The organism is Allobosea minatitlanensis (genome assembly GCF_964020775.1).
The window spans coordinates 4582803-4601114 of sequence record NZ_OZ224509.1 but is presented as its reverse complement, the minus strand read 5'-3'; the positions used below and the strand labels follow the sequence as shown (position 1 = coordinate 4601114).

The following is an 18312-nucleotide window of genomic DNA, read 5'->3' as shown; positions in this document are numbered from 1 at the left end:
CGCTGACGTTTCTCCGTCATGAACCTGCCCCTGTTCCCCCAGCCGAAGGCGCCCGTGTCCGCAGCGATCTCCATCCCCCTTGCGAGCGATGCCGAGGGCCGCGGCTGCCAGGGTTACGCCAAGCGCGATATCGGCGGCGTCGGCATCGCCGTGGTCGATCGCGCTGCGGCGATGGCGGAGCTGCATGCCGCGATCGTCTCGGGCGGGCATGTCAAGCTGGCCTTCTGCAACGCCAATCTCGTCAATGTCGCGAGCGGCGACGCCGCCCTGCGGCGCAGCCTCTCGACCTTCCTCGTCCTGGCCGACGGGATCGGGGTCGATCTGGGCAGCCGGCTGCTCTACGGCGCGCCGTTTCCCGACAACCTGAACGGCACGGACTTCTTTCCGGCCTTCTTCGCCGCCGAGGCGCGGCCGCTGAAGGTCGCCCTGCTCGGCGGCCGGCCCGGCGTGGTCGAGCGTGCCGCGGAGCAGATGCGCCGGCGCTATCCCCGGCACCGCTTCGCGGTGGTGTCGCACGGCTATTATGCGCCGGAAGAGGAAGCCCGGCTGCTCGACGGCCTCGAGGCCGATCGGCCCGACCTGCTGCTCGTGGCCATGGGCAATCCGTTGCAGGAACGCTTCATCGCCCGCGCGCTGCGCGCCCGTCATTGCGCGGTCGCGGCGGGCGTCGGGGCGCTGTTCGACTTCTTTGCCGGCGAGGTGCCGCGGGCGCCGGAGGCGGTCCGCAAGGTCCGCCTCGAATGGATCTACCGGCTCTGGCGCGAGCCGCGCCGGCTCTGGCGCCGCTACGTGCTCGGCAACCCTGCCTTCCTGATGCGGGTCACCCGGCAATATCTGGCCGGGGCCCGCTAGGCCGGGCGGGCATCGTGGAACGCAGCCATGCCCTGGCGACGCCGAGCTACAGGGGCGACGTCGATCGTTGCCGCCTGCTCTGCGCCAGCATCGACCGCTTCGTCAGCGGCCACGCCATGCACTACCTGCTGGTCGAGGATCGCGACCTGCCGCTGTTCCGCGATCTCGAGGGGCCGCGCCGGCGCATCCTGCCCGAATCGCAGCTCCTGCCGGCTTGGCTGAAGCCCCGGCCGGACCCGTTCAGCCTGGGCCGGCGGCGGGTCTGGACCGGGATGCGCGCCCTGGGGCGCGGCCTGCCGCCGCTGCGCGGCTGGCACGCCCAGCAGCTCCGCAAATTCGCGGTCGCCGCCGTCGCTCCCGAGGAGGTCATCCTCTTCGCCGATTCGGACATGCTGTTCGTCAGGCCGTTCGACCTCGCCGGCCTCGAGCGGGGCGGCGCCGTGCGGCTCTACCGCAAGCCGGACGCGATCACGGCCGGGATGGCGCGCCACCGGCCCTGGTGCGAGAACGCCGCGGCGCTGCTCGGCATCGGCGCGCCCTCCTATCCGGGCCCGGACTACATCAACAACATGGTGAGCTGGCGCAGCGACCATGTGCGCGGGCTCCTCGCCCATGTCGAGAGGCTGAGCGGGCGCGACTGGGTCTCAGCCATCGCGCGCGACCGGCAGTTCTCCGAATACATGCTCTACGGCTACTATGTCGAACAGGTGCTGGGGCTGGAGGCGGCCGGCCACTGGCCGGATGCGCGCGAGCTCTGCAAGGTCTACTGGTTCCCCGAGGACGTGACCGGCCTCGACCTGCTGAAGAGCTTCGAGGAGGTGCTGGAACCCTGGCAGGTCGCCGTCGGCGTGCAGTCCTTCATCGGCCAGCCGCTCGACCGGGTCAGGGCGCTGTTCGAGCGGCAGGCCTCGGCCTGAGGCTCAGGGCCGGGCGCCGGAAGTGGCCTGCCCCAGCAGCCGGTAGGTGAAGGCGGCCGAGACCAGATAGACCAGCCCGAAGACGCCGTTCATCCAGGCCGCCCAGTCCTCATGCGCGGCGAAGCGCGACATCACCAGCGAGATCAGGCCCGCCTTGAGCGCCGTCAGCAGGCACAGCAGCAGGATGCGCGAGCCGGTGCGCTCGCGCGCATAAAGCAGCTCGGCATGGTATTCGACGAGGTTGCGGAAGGCCGGCACCAGCAGCATCGGCGCGAACAGATAGGCAGCCTCCGAGACGTTGCGGCCGAGCAGCCCCGGAAAGGGCTTCAGCGCGACGATGACCGCGACCAGCCCGGCGACGGAAACCAGCGCGATCCCGGCCTCGTAGACGGCAAGGCGCCGGCCGCCGCCGACGCCGCGGTCCTGCATGATCTTCTGCACCAGCATCTGGTTGAAGCTGCGCACCGGCATGGCGGTGAGGTCGATCACCCGGAGCGCGATGGCGTAGAGGCCCGCCGTCCGCTCGCCGGCGAGGCCGAGCACCAGCAGCTTGTCGAGCTCGGACTGGACGTAGAAGACGATGTCGGCCGCTCCCGCGAAGACCGCATCCGCCATGCGCCGCGGATAGAGCGCCCGCACGAAGCGCCAGCGCGCCGGCGGCAGGAAGCCGACGAGCGCGACGACGAGGCTGGCGAAGGTCGCGGCGAGATAGGCCGCCGCCCAGCTTTCGAGGGCGGGCCGGGCGAAGCCGATGAAGAGCAGGGCGGCCGCCGTCCGCAGCGACGAGCCGATGATGACCAGCAACGCCGCCTGCCGGAAGCGCCGCAGGCCGTTATTGACGATCGCGACGACCTCGACCGGCCGCCAGCACAGCACTTCCGCCACGATGATCAGCGTAAAAGGCAGCACGGCGAGGCGGTCGGCGAAGAGCAGGCCATAGGCGGCCGCCGCCGCGGCGGCGATCAGCGGCAGCGAGGCGAGGCTCAGCGCAGCGAAGCCGGCGAGATAGGCGCCGAGCAGGCGCGGCTTGACGGTGGCGACACGGTAGAGCGGCGAGACGAAGCCGAAGGCGAGCAGGCGCGAGAGGATGAGGCCGGTGGCGGAGGCGGTGGCGAACAGGCCGAATTCGGCCAGGGTCAACGTATTCGCAACGATGAGGAAGTAGACAAGCGAGATGACGAGCCGGCCCGCGGAGCCGCTCAGGATGGTGAGATAGGAAAGAATGGCTGCGGGGCTGGGCAACATCGATCGGTGCTCGCGGAGGCTGGCCCGGCTTATGCCTGACAGCGTGCGGATCTGGGAATCCTTTAGCGCCAGAGGCGTTGAGCGACCCTAAACGAAACGGAATCATGCCGACGTGGCGCAGGACATCGAAGCGGATCGGGACAGGCTGATGCCGACGCGGCGCGCAGCGCTCCGCGCCGGCGCGGCCGCGCTCGCCGCCGGCGCCGCCCCCGCGCGCGCCGCGTCGCGCCCGGTCGCCCTCGGCTCGGCGGCCGAGATCGGCGCTTTCCGGGGCGATCCGCGCTATCGCGAGGCGCTGAAGCGCTATTGCGACATCGTCGTGCCGATGAACGATCTGAAATGGGACGCGCTGCGCCATGAGCGCGCGGGCTTCGATTTCGCCGGCGCCGATGAGATCGTCGCCTTCGCCGAGGCCAACGGCAAGGCCTTGCGCGGCCACACCCTGCTCTGGGGCGAGGCCCTGCCGCCCTGGGTCGGCGAGATGACGACCCGCGCCGAGGCCGAGCGCGAGCTCGTCCGCCACATCGAGGTCGTGGTCGACCGCTACAAGGGCCGCATCGCCACCTGGGACGTCGTCAACGAGGTGATCAAATACGATCCCACCTCCGGCGGCCCCTGGCGCGACACGGTCTGGCAGCACCTGCTCGGGCCGGAGCATGTCGAGATCGCCTTCCGCACCGCCGCCCGCACCGACCCCAAGGCGCGGCTCGTGCTCAACGACTTCCATTTCGAGGAGCGGGACGCGGGCGCCGCCGCCCGCCGCGCCGTGGCGCTCGACATCTGCCGGCGCCTCCGCGACAAGGGCATTCCGATCCACGGCCTCGGCATGCAGGCCCATCTCTACGCCGAGAGGACGATCGACATCGACGGCCTCCAGCGCTTCATGCGCGATCTCGACGCGCTCGGCCTCGATGTCGAGATCACCGAGCTCGACGTGATCGACTGGAAGATGCCGGCGGATGCCGCGCTGCGGGACAAGCGCGCCGCGGCCCTGGTCGCGAGCTTCCTCGGCGCGGTCGCCTCCGCCAAGCGGCCGAAGGCGATCGTCACCTGGGGGCTGACGGACCGCTATTCCTGGGTCGGGGAGACCTTCCCGCGCAAGGATGGCGCCAGGGCGAGGCCCCTGCCGCTCGATGCCGACTATCGGCCCAAGCCGATGCTGGCGGTGCTCGAACGTTACCGGCGTGGTACGGGGTGAGACCGGAAAGTGAAGCGTAGCGTCATGTTCACCACCGAAACGGCCGACAGGGATTCGCAGGAGAGCGCCGCGCGCGGCGAGCGCCGGGCCGCGGCGGCGCCCCCGCTCGAGCTCGGCCGCCTCGCCGATCCGGGCTGGATCGTCGCAACCCTGTGGCGCCGCAAGGGGCTGATCCTGCTCTGCGCGCTCGCCGGCTTCGCCCTCGCCGTCCTGGCCAGCCTGCTGATCGCGCCGAAATACACCTCGACGGCGCAGCTCTTCATCGACCCGCGCGATCTGCGCGTGCTGCAGAACGACGTCTCGCCGAACACGGTGGGCAGCGATCCGACCTCGATCGCCAGCTATCTCGAAAGCCAGGCACGCGTCATCGCCTCCGACAGCATCAAGACGCGGGTGATCGAGAAGCTCGGCCTCGACAAGGACCCCGACTATGGCGGCCCGGCCCGGGGTGGCTTCCTCTCGGGTCTGTTCGGCGCGGACAAGGCGGCGACCGAGCGCAACGCCCTGCTCTACGCGCTGGCGGCGCTCGACAAGAGCATCGCCGTCCATCGTGGCGAGCGCACCTTCGTCATCGACATCTCGGCCACGGCCAGGGATCCCGAAAGGGCGGCGCAGATCGCCAATTCGCTCGCCGAGGCCTATCTCGAGGATCAGGCCGCCGTGCGCGCCGACGCCGCCCAGCGCGCCACCGCGGCCCTGACCGGCCGGCTGGAAGAGCTGCGGAGCCGGCTCCGCATCGCCGAGGACAAGGCCGAGAAATACAAGGAGGCCCATAATATCGTCGGCCTCGGCGGCAACAGGTCCCTGAGCGAGGAGCAGCTTTCGCTCAACGCCGCCCAGCTCGCCGCGGCCCGCCAGCGCACCATCGAGGCGAAGGCGAAATACGACCAGATCGCGGCGACGCGGCCTTCCAGCGTCGAGGCGGGCGCCCTCCCCGAGGCCGTCGCCTCCAACACCATGACCGCGCTGCGCGCCCAGCTCGGCGCGGCGCTCAGCAAGGAAGCCGACCTTGTCTCTTCCCTCGGCGCCCGCCACCCGGCCCTGACCGCCGCCCGCTCCCAGGTCGGCGACGCCCGCCGCCAGATCGCGGACGAGCTCGTCCGCATCGCCCGTTCCGCCAAGGCGGAATACGACCGGGCCGTCGAGGCCGAGCGCCAGTTGTCCCGTCGGGTCGACCAGCTCACCACCGCGCAATATGCCGCCGGGCGCGCCGCGGTGGATCTGCGCGAATTGGAGCGCGAGGTCGAATCCTCCCGCGCCGTCTACGACGCCTTCCTCAAGCGGGCCCGCGAGACCGGCGAGCTCGGCGGCATCGACACCACCAATGCCCGCGTCATCAGCCCGGCCATGCCGCCGCTGGAGAAGAGCGGCGTCAGCCGCCGCACCCTCGCTTTGCTCGGCGCCTTCGGCGGCGGCGGCGCCGGGGCGCTGCTGGCGCTGGCGTTCGCGCTCCTCGCGGCGGCCCGCCCCGTCGAGGCGCGGCCGGCGCCGTCGCGCGGCCCGCTCTGGCGGCGCAAGCCGCGTCCGGTCGAGGCCGAGGCCAAGGTCGAGGCTGAGGAGCCGGTGCCGCCTGCGCCGCCTGAGCCCGCGCCGATGCCCGAAAGCCCGCCGCCGGCGCCCCCCGCCCCGCAGCCGGCGGAGCGGCCCGAAGCCGCGGAGCAGCCGGTGAAGGCGGCTGCAGCCGAGACCGCTGCCGTCGCCGCCGCGAGCCGGTCGGGCTGGCGCCGCTTCGTCGCGATCCCCGGCGGCCAGGCGGCCCGGCCGGCGGAGAAGCCGGCGCTGCCGCAGCTCGGCAAGATTCCGGCCGTGCGCAACCGGCGCTGGCGCCGCGAGATCGAGGCGCCGCACTCCGTCTTCCAGGCCAAGGCGCATCTCGTCGATGTCGTCGACAAGCCGCAGGCTGGCTTCGCTTCCGGCATCGCCGCCCTGCGGGCGGCGCTGAGCCATGGCGGGGGCGACGATCCGCGCCGCAACATCCTTGTGCTGGGGCTGCAGGGGCAGGCCGGGGCGACGACGATCGCGCTCAACCTCGCGCTCGACGCGGCCCTGGCCGGGCAGCCGGCGCTGCTCGTCGATGCCGGCGACGGCCCGCTCGCCCTGACCCGCATCTTCGCGCCCGACACGCAGGCCGGTCTCGAGGAGGTGATCGGCGGCAGCCGGACGCTGGCGCGCGCCGTCCTCAAGGACGAAGGCAGCGACCTCGCCTTCCTGCCGCGCTCGCATCGGCCGGATCCCGCCGCGCCGGGCTCGCTCGCCGGCGCCCTGTTCGGCGCGGACCGGCGCTACGGGCCGGTGATCGTCGACGCGACCGCCGGCAGCGTCCTGGCGCGGCGCTTCGCCGAGGCGGTCGACGACATCCTCGTGGTCGCGCGCCATGGCAGGCTGACGGGCGCCGAGCTGGAACGGCTCAGGGCGCAGCTCGGGCCCGCTGCCGCCAAGCTGCGCGGCGTCGTCGCGAACGAGATCTGAGCCCGGCGCGGCGGCGCCGCTTGCCTCAGTTCTTGTCCGGCTTGCGATATTGCTCGTTGGCGATGCCGAATTCGGACATCAGCCGGCCGAGCGCGACCTGCGCGTGATAGAGGCCGATCATGCCCGAGCGGGTCTTCAGGCCGAGCGCGAGGCCGCGCGGAACGGCGGCGGCCAGCAGCGCCAGCGATTTCGCCAGCACCTTCAGCCGGCCGGCGGCGCCGGGATTCTGCCGCCGCTCGATCACGGCCGAGATCGCGCCGTTGCGCAGGCCGCGCGCCGCGATCCATGCGAATTCGCTGCGGCGGCGCGGCATGGTCTCGCGCTGCGCCGCCTCCTGGACCCACCAGAACCGGCAGCCGGCGGCCCTGGCGCGGGTGAAGAAGTCGGTGTCGCCGCCGCCGGTGAAGTCGAAGCTTTCGTCGAGGAAGGGAAAGCCCAGCCGCTCGAGCACGATGCGCCGGATCAGGTAATTGGCGCTGGAATAGAGCATCGGCACCGGGCCGGACGTGTCGTAATGCGAGCGGAAGACGGGGTGGGCCGCGAGCCAGGCGCGCGCCGGATCCGCGAAGACGGGCGTCACCGAGCCGCCGAAGAGCTCTGCCGGAGCGACGGCGGCGGCCTTGAGGAAGGCGTCGAGCCAGCCCGGCCGGGCCTCCTCGTCGTCGTCGATCCCGAGCACCTGCTGCAGCGCCGGGAAGCGCGTCAGCGCGCAGCGCCAGGCGGCGTTGTAGGCCTTGCAGTTGCCCTGGCGCGGCTCGACGATGACGAGGCCCTTGAACAGCCCTGCCTCGAGCAGGGCCTTCGCCCGCGCCGCGCCGGCCCGTTCGCCGCCCTCGTTCTCGACCACGATCACCGCGAAGTCGTGCCCGCCCTCCTGCGCCGCCAGCGAGCGCAGCGTCGCCTCGAGCATGTCGGGCCGCCGGAAGGTCGGCACGCAGACGACGCTGGCGATTCCGGCGAGCGCCGCCGGCGGCGACTGCGCCGCGATCTCGAAGCTTTCCGGCGTCGCGAAGCGGAGCGGGGGCGGTTCGGCCGGTGTCATCGGTTCCTGCGCGATCATACCCGGTTTCTAGAGCGGGCGGCTTAAGGTTCGGTGTCCGCCGCCGCCGCTGCGCCGGCCATCGCGGCAAAGCCTCGTTGAGCATGTCGGGACGGCGTGCTTGACCGGCCGGCGCAATGGGGAGAGTTAGGCCATCCTCTCGCGGACCGAAGCCTTGCGCCTAGCCTTCCTGACCTCGCTCATCCCGGTTGCCCGGCCCGATACCGGCTTCGAGATCGCCAATGCGGCGATCCTCTCGGCGCTGCGCGAGGCCGGCCACGAGGTCACGGCGATCGGCTTCGTGCGCCCCGGCGAGGCGCCGGCCGCGCCGGACAAGGCCGTCGTCCTCTCCGAGATCGACATCGAGAATGCCGCCGTGCCGGTGGGGAAGCGCCTGCAATGGCTCGCCGTCGCGTTCCGTTTCGGCCTGCCCGTCGCCTGCGCCAAGCTCAGGCTCGCCGGAGCCGGCCGGCTCGTCGAGGCCGTGCGCGCGCAGGGGCCTTTCGATGCGCTCGTGCTGAATTCGGTGATGCTGCCGGGGGCCTTTCCCGAATTGCTCGGGCTCGCGCCCTGCGTGCTGGTGGCGCATAATATCGAGCATGCCTCCGCCCGCCAGAACGCCCGCAATGCCGGAAATGTCCTCCTGCGCCGGCTGTTCGCGCGCGAGGCGCGGCTGCTGGAGGCGATCGAGCGGCGGCTCTGCCGGCAGGTGCGCTTCGTCTGGACCCTGGCGGAGGAGGACCGCGCGGCGCTGGGCGCCGAGGTTGCCGGCAAATCCGCCGTGCTGCCGCTGGTCTCCGGCGCGGCGGAGCCGGCTTCTGCGGGGCGGGACGAGCCGATCCGCTTCGATGTCGGGCTGATCGGCACCTGGACCTGGCTTCCCAACCGGGTCGGCCTCGCCTGGTTCCTGGACGAGGTCTGCCCGCTTCTGCCGCAGGATATCCATGTCGCGGTCGCGGGGCGCGTGCCGCCGGACCTGCAGGCGCCGAGCAATGTCACGCTGGTCGGCCGGGTGCCGGCGGCCGATCTCTTCCTGCGCTCCTGCCGCGTGGTGGCCTTGTCGAGCCGGGCCGGCACCGGAGTGCAGCTCAAGACCATCGAGACGATGCAGCTCGGCCTGCCCGCCGTCGCGACGGCGCTGTCCTGCCGCGGCTTCACCGCCTTGCCGGCGAATTTCACCCTCGCCGACAGCCCGGCGGATTTCGCCCGCGCGCTGACCGAGCGCGTCGCGCAGATCAGGGCGGGCGCCGCGCAGCGCCTCGACGGCGCCGCCTTCATGGCGCGTCAGCGGGCGGCGCTGGCGGCCGGCATCGCGCAGGGCCTGGCGGCGGCGCGCGGCTGAGAGGCCGGCGCGGATTTGCCTCCTGCGTCCGTCCGGGGCTATGAGTCGGCGCACGCCGACCCGCGCGTGCGCCGATCACCGCCCAGCCTCGAGGCCGGCCTCATGCGCATCGAAAACGACCCCAAGCTCGACTTCCGCGACGTCCTGATCCGGCCCAAGCGCTCGACGCTGGGCAGCCGCGCCCAGGTCGATGTCGAGCGCAGCTTCCGCCTCGCCCATACCGGCGCGGAATGGAAGGGCTTCCCGCTGATCGCGGCCAATATGGACGTCGTCGGCACCATGGCGATGGCGCGCGCCCTGCTGAAGCACGGCGCCATGGTCGCCCTGCACAAGCATTACGATGCCGAGGCGCTGATCGCCTTCTTCCGCGAGCCGGAATCGGCCAACGCCTTCTATTCCCTCGGCACCACGGAGGCCGACCACGACAAGCTCAAGGCCGTCCACGCCCGCTCGCCGGTCGGCAAGATCTGCCTCGACGTCGCCAACGGCTATACCGAGAAGTTCGTCGACACCGTCAAGGCGACGCGCGCGGCCTTCCCCGACGCGGCGATCATGGCCGGCAACGTCGTCACCGGCGACATGACCGAGGCGCTGATCCTCGCCGGAGCCGACATCGTCAAGGTCGGCATCGGTCCTGGCTCGGTCTGCACCACCCGCAAGATGACCGGCGTCGGCTACCCGCAGCTCTCCGCCATCATCGAATGCGCCGATGCGGCCCACGGGCTCAAAGGCCTGGTCTGCGGCGACGGCGGGCTGACCGTGCCGGGCGACGTCGCCAAGGCCTATGGCGGCGGCGCCGATTTCGTGATGATGGGCGGCATGCTCGCCGGCCATGACGAATGCGAGGGCGAGATCCGCTACGAGGAGCGCGGCGGCGAGAAGGTGCCGGTCGCCATGACCTTCTACGGCATGTCGTCCGACACGGCGATGCACAAATATGCCGGCGGCGTCGCCACATACCGCGCGTCCGAAGGCAAGACCGTCGAGGTGCCCTATCGCGGCCCGGTCGCCGATACGATGCTGGAGATCATGGGCGGGGTGCGCTCGGCGATGACCTATATCGGTGCGGTCCATCTCAAGGAGATGTCGAAGCGCACCACCTTCGTCAGGGTCGGGGCGCAGCTCAACACGGTGTTCGGCAACTGACCGGAGCCCGCCGCGAACATGCTCACTTCGTCGGGTACCGCTCGCGGCCCATCTGTTGCATAGTCCGGTCTTCAACACAGAAAGCCGCTCACGGCTTCGGGGAGACGGACGATGACGATCAGAACTTCCGTGGCGGCGGCCCTGCTGGTCGCCGGCGCGTCGCTGGCGCAGGCGCAGCAGCTCGCGCCGAGCCCGACGCTCGACGCCGTCAAGGCGCGCGGCAATCTCGAATGCGGCGTGCATCTCGGCCTGCCGGGCTTCTCCTTCGCCAATGACAAGGGCGAGTGGAGCGGCCTCGACGTGGATTACTGCAAGGCCCTCGCGGCCGCGGTCCTTGGCGATGCCAACAAGGTGAAATACACGCCGACCTCGGTGCAGCAGCGCTGGCCGATCCTGCAATCGGGCCAGGTCGACGTGCTCTCGCGCAACTCGACCATCACCTTCTCGCGCAACGCCACGCTCGGCCTCAACTTCCAGGGCATCAATTTCTACGAGGGCCAGACCTTCATCGTCCGCAAATCCGCGAATGTGAAGGACGCCGAGGGGCTCGACGGCGCCTCGGTCTGCGTCGCCGCCGGTTCGACCGAGGAGAAGAACGCCGCCGACTGGTTCCGCGAGCGCAACCTCAAGGTCACGATCACCAATTTCCAGAAGAACGACGACGCCATCGCCGCCTATGACGCCGGGCGCTGCGACGCCTATACGGCCGGCGTCGGCGCGCTCGCCGGCCAGCGCATCAAGCTCAAGAACCCCGACGAGCACATGATCCTGACCAAGCCGATCTCGAACGATCCGCAGGGCCCGGTGACGCGCTGGGGCGACGAGCGCTGGCAGCTCATCGTGCGCTGGGTGCTGAACGGCACCATCGCCGCCGAGATGCTCGGCGTCACCTCCAAGAACGTCGACGAGATGAAGGCGAACTCGAAGAACTCCGAGGTCCGCCGCCTGCTCGGCGCCGAGGGCGGCTTCGGCGAGATGATGGGGCTGTCCAACGACTGGATGTACAACGCCATCAAGCAGGTCGGGAATTATGGCGAGAGCTATGAGCGCAATGTCGGCATGGGCTCGCCGCTGAAGCTCGAGCGCGGCCAGAACCAGCTCTGGACCAAGGGCGGCGTGCTCTTCACCCCGCCCTTCCAGTGAAAGCGCGTGTTTGATCGACCCCGCCCGCGGGTCATCCCGGACAAGCCGCGTGAGCGGCCCCGATCCGGGATCCATGCCTGAATCGTTCCGGCATGGGTCCCGGGTCTGCGCTTCGCTTCGCCCGGGATGACGGCGCGTTTCCAACGCAAGTTGCGAAGGCCTCGCGGAATGAACCTTCTCGCCTTCATCAACGACAAGCGCGTCCGCGACTGGTTCTACCAGATCGCGGTCGTCGTCCTGCTCGTCGGCCTCACCGTTTTCTTCGTGCGCAACGCCTCGGAGAACATGCTCAAGGCCGGCATCGCCTCGGGCTTCGGCTTCCTCTGGCGCACCTCGGGCATCGAGGTGCCCTTCGTCCTCACCGGCTATACCCAGGCCGACAATATCCTCGCTTTGTTCTGGGTCGGCGTCGCCAACACCATGCTGGTCACGGTGATCGCGATCGTGCTGGCCACGCTCCTCGGCTTCGTCGTCGGCATCGCGCGGCTTTCCTCGATCTGGCTCGTCTCGGCCATTGCCGGCGCCTATATCGAGTTCGTCCGCAACATCCCGCTGCTGTTCTTCGTGCTGTTCTGGTATTTCGGCGTCATCGCCGCCTTGCCGGCGCCGCGCCAGAGCCTCAGCGTCTTCGGCGTCGCCTTCCTCAACAATCGCGGCCTGACCATCCCGCTGCCCGACGGCATGGAGAATCTGCGGATCGCCGGCTGGATCATCCTCGCCTGCGTCCTGGCCTATGCGGCTTTCCATCTCTGGGCGCGCAAGCGCCAGGAGCGCACCGGCCTGCACGCGCCGACCTTGCGCGTCGGGCTCGTCCTGCTGCTCGCGATCCCGCTGCTGACGCTGGCCTGGGCCGTGCTGGCGACGCGCTGGGACGTGCCGGCGCTGCGCGGCTTCAACTATCGCGGCGGCTTCGTCGTCATTCCTGAATTCGTGGCGCTCTTGGCGGCGCTCGTCACCTATACGGCGGGCTTCATCGCCGAGATCGTGCGCGGCGGCATCCAGTCGGTCTCGCACGGCCAGATCGAGGCGGGGTCGGCGCTCGGCCTGCGCTCCGGCCAGGTGCTGCGCCTCGTCACCATCCCGCAGGCGCTGCGCGTGATGATCCCGCCCTTGACCAACCAGTATCTCAACGTGCTGAAGAACTCCTCCTTCGGCGCGGCGATCGCCTATCCCAACGTGGTCAGCCTGTTCATGGGCTCGGCGCTGAACAATACTGGCCAGGCGATCGAGATCATCGCCATGACGCTCGCCGTCTATCTCGTCATCGGGCTCGCCGTCTCGGCGCTGATGAACTGGTACAATGCCCGCATCGCCCTGGTGACGCGATGAGCGGCCGCGCCTCCTTCTCCTCGCTGTCGCTCTGGCGCGAGCGCCTGTTCGGCACGCCCTTCACCGGCTTCGTCACGGTGGTGCTGCTGCTCGCCATCGGCTGGGTGGCGGTGCCCCTGATCCGCTGGGCGCTGATCGACGCCACCTGGCGCGGCACGACGCGGGCCGACTGCGCCGCGGGCGGCGCCTGCTGGGTCTTCATCCGGGCCCGCTTCGGCCAGTTCATGTACGGGCTCTATCCCGTCGACCAGCGCTGGCGCGTCGATATCGCCGGCATCGCCTTCGTCCTCGGCATCGCGGCGGTCGTCCTGGCGCCGCAGCGCCTGCGGCTGAAGCTCGGCCTCGCCATGCTCGTCGTTCTGCCGCCGCTCGGCATCTGGCTGCTCTCCGGCGGTTTCGGGCTGCGCTATGTCGAGACGCGCGAATGGGGCGGGCTGATGCTCACCCTGTTCATCTCGATCTATGCGAGCCTGATCGCGATTCCGCTCGGCATCCTCTTCGCGCTCGGCCGGCAATCGGAATTGCGCGTCATCCGGCTGATCAGCGTCATCTTCATCGAGTTCTGGCGCGGCGTGCCGATCATCGCCGTAATCTTCCTCGCCTCGCTGCTGCTGCCGCTGATCATGCCGGGCGGCATCGATATCGACCGGCTGGCGCGCGCCGTGATCGGGCTCGGCTTCGTCATCGCCGCCTACATGGCCGAAGCCGTGCGCGGCGGCCTGCAGGCCCTGCCCAAGGGCCAGCGCGAGGCGGCAACGGCGCTCGGCCTGACCTATTGGAAGGCGACGGGGCTGATCGTCCTGCCGCAGGCGCTGCGCATCTCGCTGCCGGCGATGACCAACGAGTTCATCGCCCTGATCAAGAACACGACATTGGTGCTGGTCGTCTCGATCCTCGACCTGCTCGGCATCGCCCAGGCCTCGCTGGCCGACCCCAACTGGGTCGGCATGAACATGGAGGCCTATGCCTTCTCGGGCGCGATCTACTGGCTGATCTGCTTCGCGCTCTCGCGCTGGAGCCGCTCGCTGGAGAGCCGGCGGCGGCTGTAGAGGATTCAAAGCCTCCGCCGTCATTCCGGGGCAAGCGCGTAGCGCTTGAGCCCGGAACCCATGAACACGGCGTCACAGGTGAAGCCGTGAGAGAGCCGATGCTATCTCCATCTGGAAAAGGGCGGTGTCCAGAGGTTCCGGGCTCGCCGCTGCGCGGCGCCCCGGAATGACGGAGAGGTTCGGGCAACAAAAAACCGGCCGCGAGGGCCGGTTCTTCATGTCTTCGGGTGAAATCGGGCTCAGGCCCGCACCTTGCTCCGGTCGCGGCGGCGGTCGGCCGCCGGCTGGTAGGCGATGCGGGAATGGTAGCTGCAATAGGGCAGGCCGGTCTGCGAGCGCGCGCCGCAGAAGCGGAAATCCGGGCTGGTCGGGTCGCCCATCGGCCAGCGGCACATATATTCGCGCAGCTCCATGATGGTGACGCGGTCCGAGAACGGGATCACCACGTCCTCGGAGGGCAGCGGCGCCTGCTCGGCCTCGATCTCCACCGCGGCTGCGGGGGCGAAATGCGGGGCGAGGGCCTGGGCGCTGCGGGGCGCCGCCGCGCCGCCGCCGGCCGGCAGGCTCGGTGCCCGCGCCGGCGCCTTGCGCGGGGCGGCGCTGCGCGCCGCCGCCGGGGCGGCCGCGCTCTTGGCCCGACCGGAAAGCCCGAGCCGGTGCACCTTGCCGATCACCGCGTTGCGCGTGACGTTACCGAGTTCGGCCGCGATCTGGCTGGCGCTGAGGCCATCGCTCCAGAGCTTCTTGAGCAGTTCGACGCGCTCCTCCGTCCATGCTCCGGCTTCGTTCATCCGCATCACCTGTCTGGTCCGGCCGGTTCCTCGCGGCGCCGGCCTTAAGGGTGCTTCGTGGCGGAATCCGGAACCGCCGGCTTTCGTCGCTGAGACAAAAGCCGCTACTGCCGCAACAGACGGTACAGGGATCGCCGCACGAAATGTCGTATCTGACGAAAACGACCATACAAGGGGCGGTGACTCGCGGACAAGAGTCGCCGAATCTGAATTGGGCTTTTCCCCAGCCGATTCGCGATTGGCTGGTCAAGCGAATCCTTTCGGCAACACTGTCGCTGGGGCAAGAAAAGCCCGCACGGAATTGACAGCGCCGGCCGGCTTAAGCATATTTATCCACAAGGTGACGCCGCCCCTTCGGGCGGCGCTTATGTTTTCGCGGATCAAGGCCCGAACGATGCGGATGACGGCGCGACGAGAGGTCAGGAACCGGGTGCGACGATAACGCCGTCGCCGGGTCGCGGCATGCCCGCATGCTGCAGCATTTCAACCCGGATCGCGTTCTCCAACCCAGCGCCAATCCGGTCTCATCCGTCCCCCTTTCGCGAGGATCTTCGTTCCATGGCTCCCGCTCCCGCTTCCCCCGGCCAGTCCGTGCTCGTGCCGACCTATGCCCGCGCCCCCGTCGCCTTCGAGCGCGGCGAGGGGCCCTGGGCGATCACCGCCGACGGCACGCGCTATCTCGACTTCGGCGCCGGCATCGCCGTCAACGCGCTGGGGCATGCCCATCCGCACCTGGTCAAGACGCTGACCGAGCAGGCCGGCCGGATCTGGCACACCTCGAACCTGTACAGCATGCCGGATGGCGAGAAGCTGGCGCGGAGGCTCTGCGAGGCGACCTTCGCCGAGCGGGTGTTCTTCACCAATTCGGGCGCCGAGGCGAATGAATGCGCCATCAAGATGGCGCGGAAATACCATGCCGCGAAGGGTCATCCCGAGCGCTTCCACATCGTCACCTTCGAGGGCGCCTTCCACGGCCGCACGCTCGCGACCATCGCCGCCGGCGGCCAGCAGAAATACATCGACGGCTTCGGCCCCAAGGTCGAGGGCTTCGACCAGGTGCCCTTCGACGACGAGAAGGCGCTGCGCGCCGCGATCGGCCCGCAGACCGCGGCTCTGATGATCGAGCCGATCCAGGGCGAGGGCGGGCTGCGCGCGGTGCCGGCGCGCTTCCTCAAGCTGCTGCGCCAGATCTGCGACGAGAACGGCCTGCTGCTGATCTTCGACGAGATCCAGACCGGCGTCGGCCGCACCGGCAAGTTCTTCGCCCATGAGCATTACGGCGTGACGCCCGACATCATGTCGATCGCCAAGGGCATCGGCGGCGGCTTCCCGATGGGCGCCTGCCTCGCCACCGAGGAGGCGGCCTCGGGCATGACGCTCGGCACCCACGGCACCACCTTCGGCGGCAACCCGCTCGCCATGGCGGTCGGCAACGCCGTGCTCGACGTGGTGCTGGCGCCGGGCTTCCTCGACCATGTCGGCCAGGTCGCGCTCCGGCTGAAGCAGTCGCTGGCCGAGCTCAAGGACAGGCATCCCGAGGTGATCCAGGAGATCCGCGGCGAGGGCCTGATGCTGGGCCTGAAGCTGCACACGCCGAACACCGACTTCGTCAACGAGGCCCGCGCCCAGGGCCTGCTCGTGGTCGGCGCCGGCGACAATGTCGTGCGCCTGCTGCCGCCCCTGATCATCGGCGAGGCGGATGTCGCCGAGGCGATCTCGCGCCTCGACAAGGCCGCGGGCGCCGTCGAGGCCTCGCTGAAGCGCCCGGCCGCCGAGTAAGTTCGACCCACACCCACCCCGCGAAGCGAAGGAAGCGCCCGTGACGCGCCATTTCCTCGACCTTTCCGATTTCTCCGGCAGCGAGCTGCGCGCCATCCTGCGCGCCGGCGAGGAGATGAAGGCGCGACGTCGCACCCCGGCCGCCGCGGCGGACCGCCTGCTCGAGGGCAAGGTCATCGCCATGATCTTCGAGCAGCCCTCGCTGCGCACGCGCGTCTCCTTCGATGTCGGCATCCGCGAGCTCGGCGGCTCGCCGATGATGGTCGCCGGCCATGAGATCGAGCTCGGCGAGCGCGAGACCATCGCCGACACCGCCCGCGTGCTGTCGCGTTATGTCGACGCCATCATGATCCGCATCCTCGACCATGACGCGCTGGTCGAGATGGCGAAATACGCCACGGTTCCGGTGATCAACGGCCTGACCAAGCGCCAGCATCCCTGCCAGGTCATGGCCGACGTGATGACCTTCGAGGAGCGCAAGGGCTCGATCGAGGGCAAGCGCATCGCCTGGACCGGCGACACCAACAACGTGCTGACCTCCTGGGTCCACGCCGCCGGCCGGCTCGATTTCGAGCTCTCCGTCGCGACGCCCGAGGAGCTGGCGCCGCCGCCGGCCCTGATCGCCTGGGCGAAGAAGCAGGGCGCCAGGATCAAGCTGACCAACCGGCCCGAGGAGGCGGTCGAGGGCGCCGATTGCGTCATCACCGATTGCTGGGTCTCGATGGGCGACGAGGAAGGCACGCGCCACAACCTGCTGCGGCCCTATCAGGTCGACGACCGGCTGATGGCGCGCGCCGAGAAGGAGGCGATCTTCATGCATTGCCTGCCGGCCTCGCGCGGCGAGGAGGTCACCGACAAGATCATGGACGGCCCGCAATCGGCCGTCTTCGACGAGGCCGAGAACCGGCTCCACGCGCAGAAGGGCATCCTGGCCTGGTGCTTCGGCGGGGTCGCGGCCTGATGGCCGCCGATGCCGGCGCCGCGGCCGGGCACGACGATGCGGTTCTGCCCTTCGCCGTTCCCGATCTCGACCTGCGCGGCCGGGTCGTCCGGCTCGGCCCCTCGATCGACGCGATCCTCGACCGGCACGGCTATCCCGTGCCGGTTTCGCGCGTGCTCGGCGAGGCCTGCGCGCTCACCGTCCTGCTCGGCACCGCCCTGAAGTTCGAGGGGCGCTTCCAGCTCCAGACCAAGAGCGACGGCGCCATCCCGATGATGGTGGTCGATTTCTCCGCGCCGGACGCTTACCGGGCCGTCGTGCAGATCGACCAGGCCAAGCTCGTCGAGGCGATGGCGCTCGACCGGCTGTCGACCGGCGACCTGCTCGGCGAGGGCCATCTCGCCATGACCATCGACCAAGGCTCGGTGGCGACGCGCTACCAGGGCATCGTGCCGCTGACGCGGCAGGGGCTGGAGGAGGCGGCGCACCAGTATTTCCGCCAGTCCGAGCAGATCCCCACGCGGGTCCGGCTTGCCGTCGGCACGGTCACGACCGGCGGGCGGGGGCATTGGCGCGCCGGCGGCATCCTCGTCCAGTTCATGCCGCATTCCGTCGACCGGCTCCGTGCCGCCGACATCCATCCCGGCGACGCGCCCGAAGGCCACCGGATCCTGGCCGGCGGCGATGCCGACGGCGTCGAGGACGATGCCTGGACGGAGGCGCGCTCGCTGGTCGAGACGGTCGAGGACCATGAGCTGCTCGACCCGACGCTGGAGAGCGAGCGCCTGCTCTACCGGCTCTTCCACGAGCGCGGCGCCCGCGTCTTCGAGCCCGTGCCGGTGCGCGAAGCCTGCCGCTGCTCGCGCGAGCGCGTGCTGGGCATGCTGCGCGGCTTCTCCGCCGAGGACCGCCGCGCCATGATCGCCGATGACGGCAGGCTCGGCGTCACCTGCGAATTCTGCTCGCGGCGCTACTCATTCGAGCCGGCCGAGGTCGAGGACGGGCAGGCGGCGGGGTCGTAGAGCGCCGGTCCGAAAAGTGGAACGCGGTTTTTGGGAAAAGCCGATGCAAAA

Annotated in this window: 15 protein-coding genes; 12 read left to right on the top strand and 3 right to left on the bottom strand. The window is 70.1% G+C overall.

What is annotated here, in order from left to right; genetic code table 11:
• Positions 1–54 precede the first annotated feature (54 nt).
• A complete protein-coding gene (locus ACWH43_RS22545; RefSeq protein WP_260349223.1) occupies positions 55–852 on the top strand; it encodes a WecB/TagA/CpsF family glycosyltransferase in 798 nt (265 codons plus the stop codon).
• Between the two features lie 14 nt (positions 853–866).
• Positions 867–1769, top strand: a complete 903-nt coding sequence (locus tag ACWH43_RS22540) for a DUF6492 family protein (RefSeq protein WP_158446665.1) — start codon at positions 867–869, stop codon at positions 1767–1769.
• Positions 1770–1772: 3 nt separating this feature from the next.
• Here the strand turns inward: ACWH43_RS22540 and ACWH43_RS22535 are convergent, their stop codons facing one another.
• Positions 1773–3014, bottom strand: coding sequence for a lipopolysaccharide biosynthesis protein (locus ACWH43_RS22535; protein ID WP_260349224.1), 1242 nt, complete (start codon positions 3012–3014; stop codon positions 1773–1775).
• A gap of 112 nt (positions 3015–3126) precedes the next feature.
• On the opposite strand from ACWH43_RS22535, the gene ACWH43_RS22530 reads away from it, so the two are divergent.
• A complete protein-coding gene (locus ACWH43_RS22530; RefSeq protein WP_158448031.1) occupies positions 3127–4212 on the top strand; it encodes an endo-1,4-beta-xylanase in 1086 nt (361 codons plus the stop codon).
• A gap of 9 nt (positions 4213–4221) precedes the next feature.
• A complete protein-coding gene (locus tag ACWH43_RS22525; RefSeq protein ID WP_260349225.1) occupies positions 4222–6681 on the top strand; it encodes an exopolysaccharide transport family protein in 2460 nt (819 codons plus the stop codon).
• A 25-nt stretch (positions 6682–6706) separates the two neighbouring features.
• On the opposite strand, the gene ACWH43_RS22520 is transcribed toward ACWH43_RS22525, so the two are convergent.
• The gene (locus ACWH43_RS22520) at positions 6707–7723 is read right to left on the bottom strand and encodes a glycosyltransferase family 2 protein (RefSeq protein WP_158445949.1); all 1017 of its coding nucleotides are present in this window, start codon (positions 7721–7723) and stop codon (positions 6707–6709) included.
• Between the two features lie 172 nt (positions 7724–7895).
• On the opposite strand from ACWH43_RS22520, the gene ACWH43_RS22515 reads away from it, so the two are divergent.
• The 5 genes from ACWH43_RS22515 (at position 7896) to ACWH43_RS22495 (ending at position 13729) form a co-directional block, all read left to right on the top strand.
• Positions 7896–9062: a glycosyltransferase gene (locus ACWH43_RS22515; RefSeq protein ID WP_158445950.1), complete on the top strand. Its 1167-nt coding sequence runs from the start codon at positions 7896–7898 to the stop codon at positions 9060–9062.
• Positions 9063–9164: 102 nt separating this feature from the next.
• Positions 9165–10208, top strand: coding sequence for a GMP reductase (locus ACWH43_RS22510; protein ID WP_158445951.1), 1044 nt, complete (start codon positions 9165–9167; stop codon positions 10206–10208).
• A 111-nt stretch (positions 10209–10319) separates the two neighbouring features.
• Positions 10320–11351 carry an amino acid ABC transporter substrate-binding protein gene (locus tag ACWH43_RS22505; protein WP_158445952.1) on the top strand — a complete coding sequence of 344 codons (1032 nt, stop codon included), beginning with the start codon at positions 10320–10322 and terminating at the stop codon, positions 11349–11351.
• A 168-nt stretch (positions 11352–11519) separates the two neighbouring features.
• Positions 11520–12680, top strand: coding sequence for an amino acid ABC transporter permease (locus ACWH43_RS22500; protein ID WP_448153641.1), 1161 nt, complete (start codon positions 11520–11522; stop codon positions 12678–12680).
• Entirely contained in the window at positions 12677–13729 is a 1053-nt protein-coding gene (locus ACWH43_RS22495) for an amino acid ABC transporter permease (RefSeq protein ID WP_158445954.1), read from the top strand. Before ACWH43_RS22500 ends, ACWH43_RS22495 begins: the two co-directional genes overlap by 4 nt.
• Positions 13730–13968: 239 nt before the next feature.
• Here the strand turns inward: ACWH43_RS22495 and ACWH43_RS22490 are convergent, their stop codons facing one another.
• On the bottom strand, positions 13969–14520 hold the full coding sequence (locus ACWH43_RS22490; RefSeq protein WP_158445955.1) for a GcrA family cell cycle regulator: 552 nt from the start codon (positions 14518–14520) through the stop codon (positions 13969–13971).
• 558 nt (positions 14521–15078) lie between these two features.
• Here ACWH43_RS22490 and ACWH43_RS22485 point away from each other — a divergent pair.
• The 3 genes from ACWH43_RS22485 to ACWH43_RS22475 are packed head-to-tail and all read left to right on the top strand — an operon-like array spanning position 15079 to position 18261.
• On the top strand, positions 15079–16299 hold the full coding sequence (locus tag ACWH43_RS22485; RefSeq protein ID WP_158445956.1) for an aspartate aminotransferase family protein: 1221 nt from the start codon (positions 15079–15081) through the stop codon (positions 16297–16299).
• Positions 16300–16339: 40 nt separating this feature from the next.
• Positions 16340–17260 carry an ornithine carbamoyltransferase gene (gene argF / locus ACWH43_RS22480; RefSeq protein ID WP_158445957.1) on the top strand — a complete coding sequence of 307 codons (921 nt, stop codon included), beginning with the start codon at positions 16340–16342 and terminating at the stop codon, positions 17258–17260.
• Positions 17260–18261, top strand: coding sequence for an Hsp33 family molecular chaperone (locus ACWH43_RS22475; RefSeq protein ID WP_158445958.1), 1002 nt, complete (start codon positions 17260–17262; stop codon positions 18259–18261). The genes argF and ACWH43_RS22475 overlap by 1 nt, the downstream gene beginning before the upstream one ends.
• Positions 18262–18312: the final 51 nt, after the last annotated feature.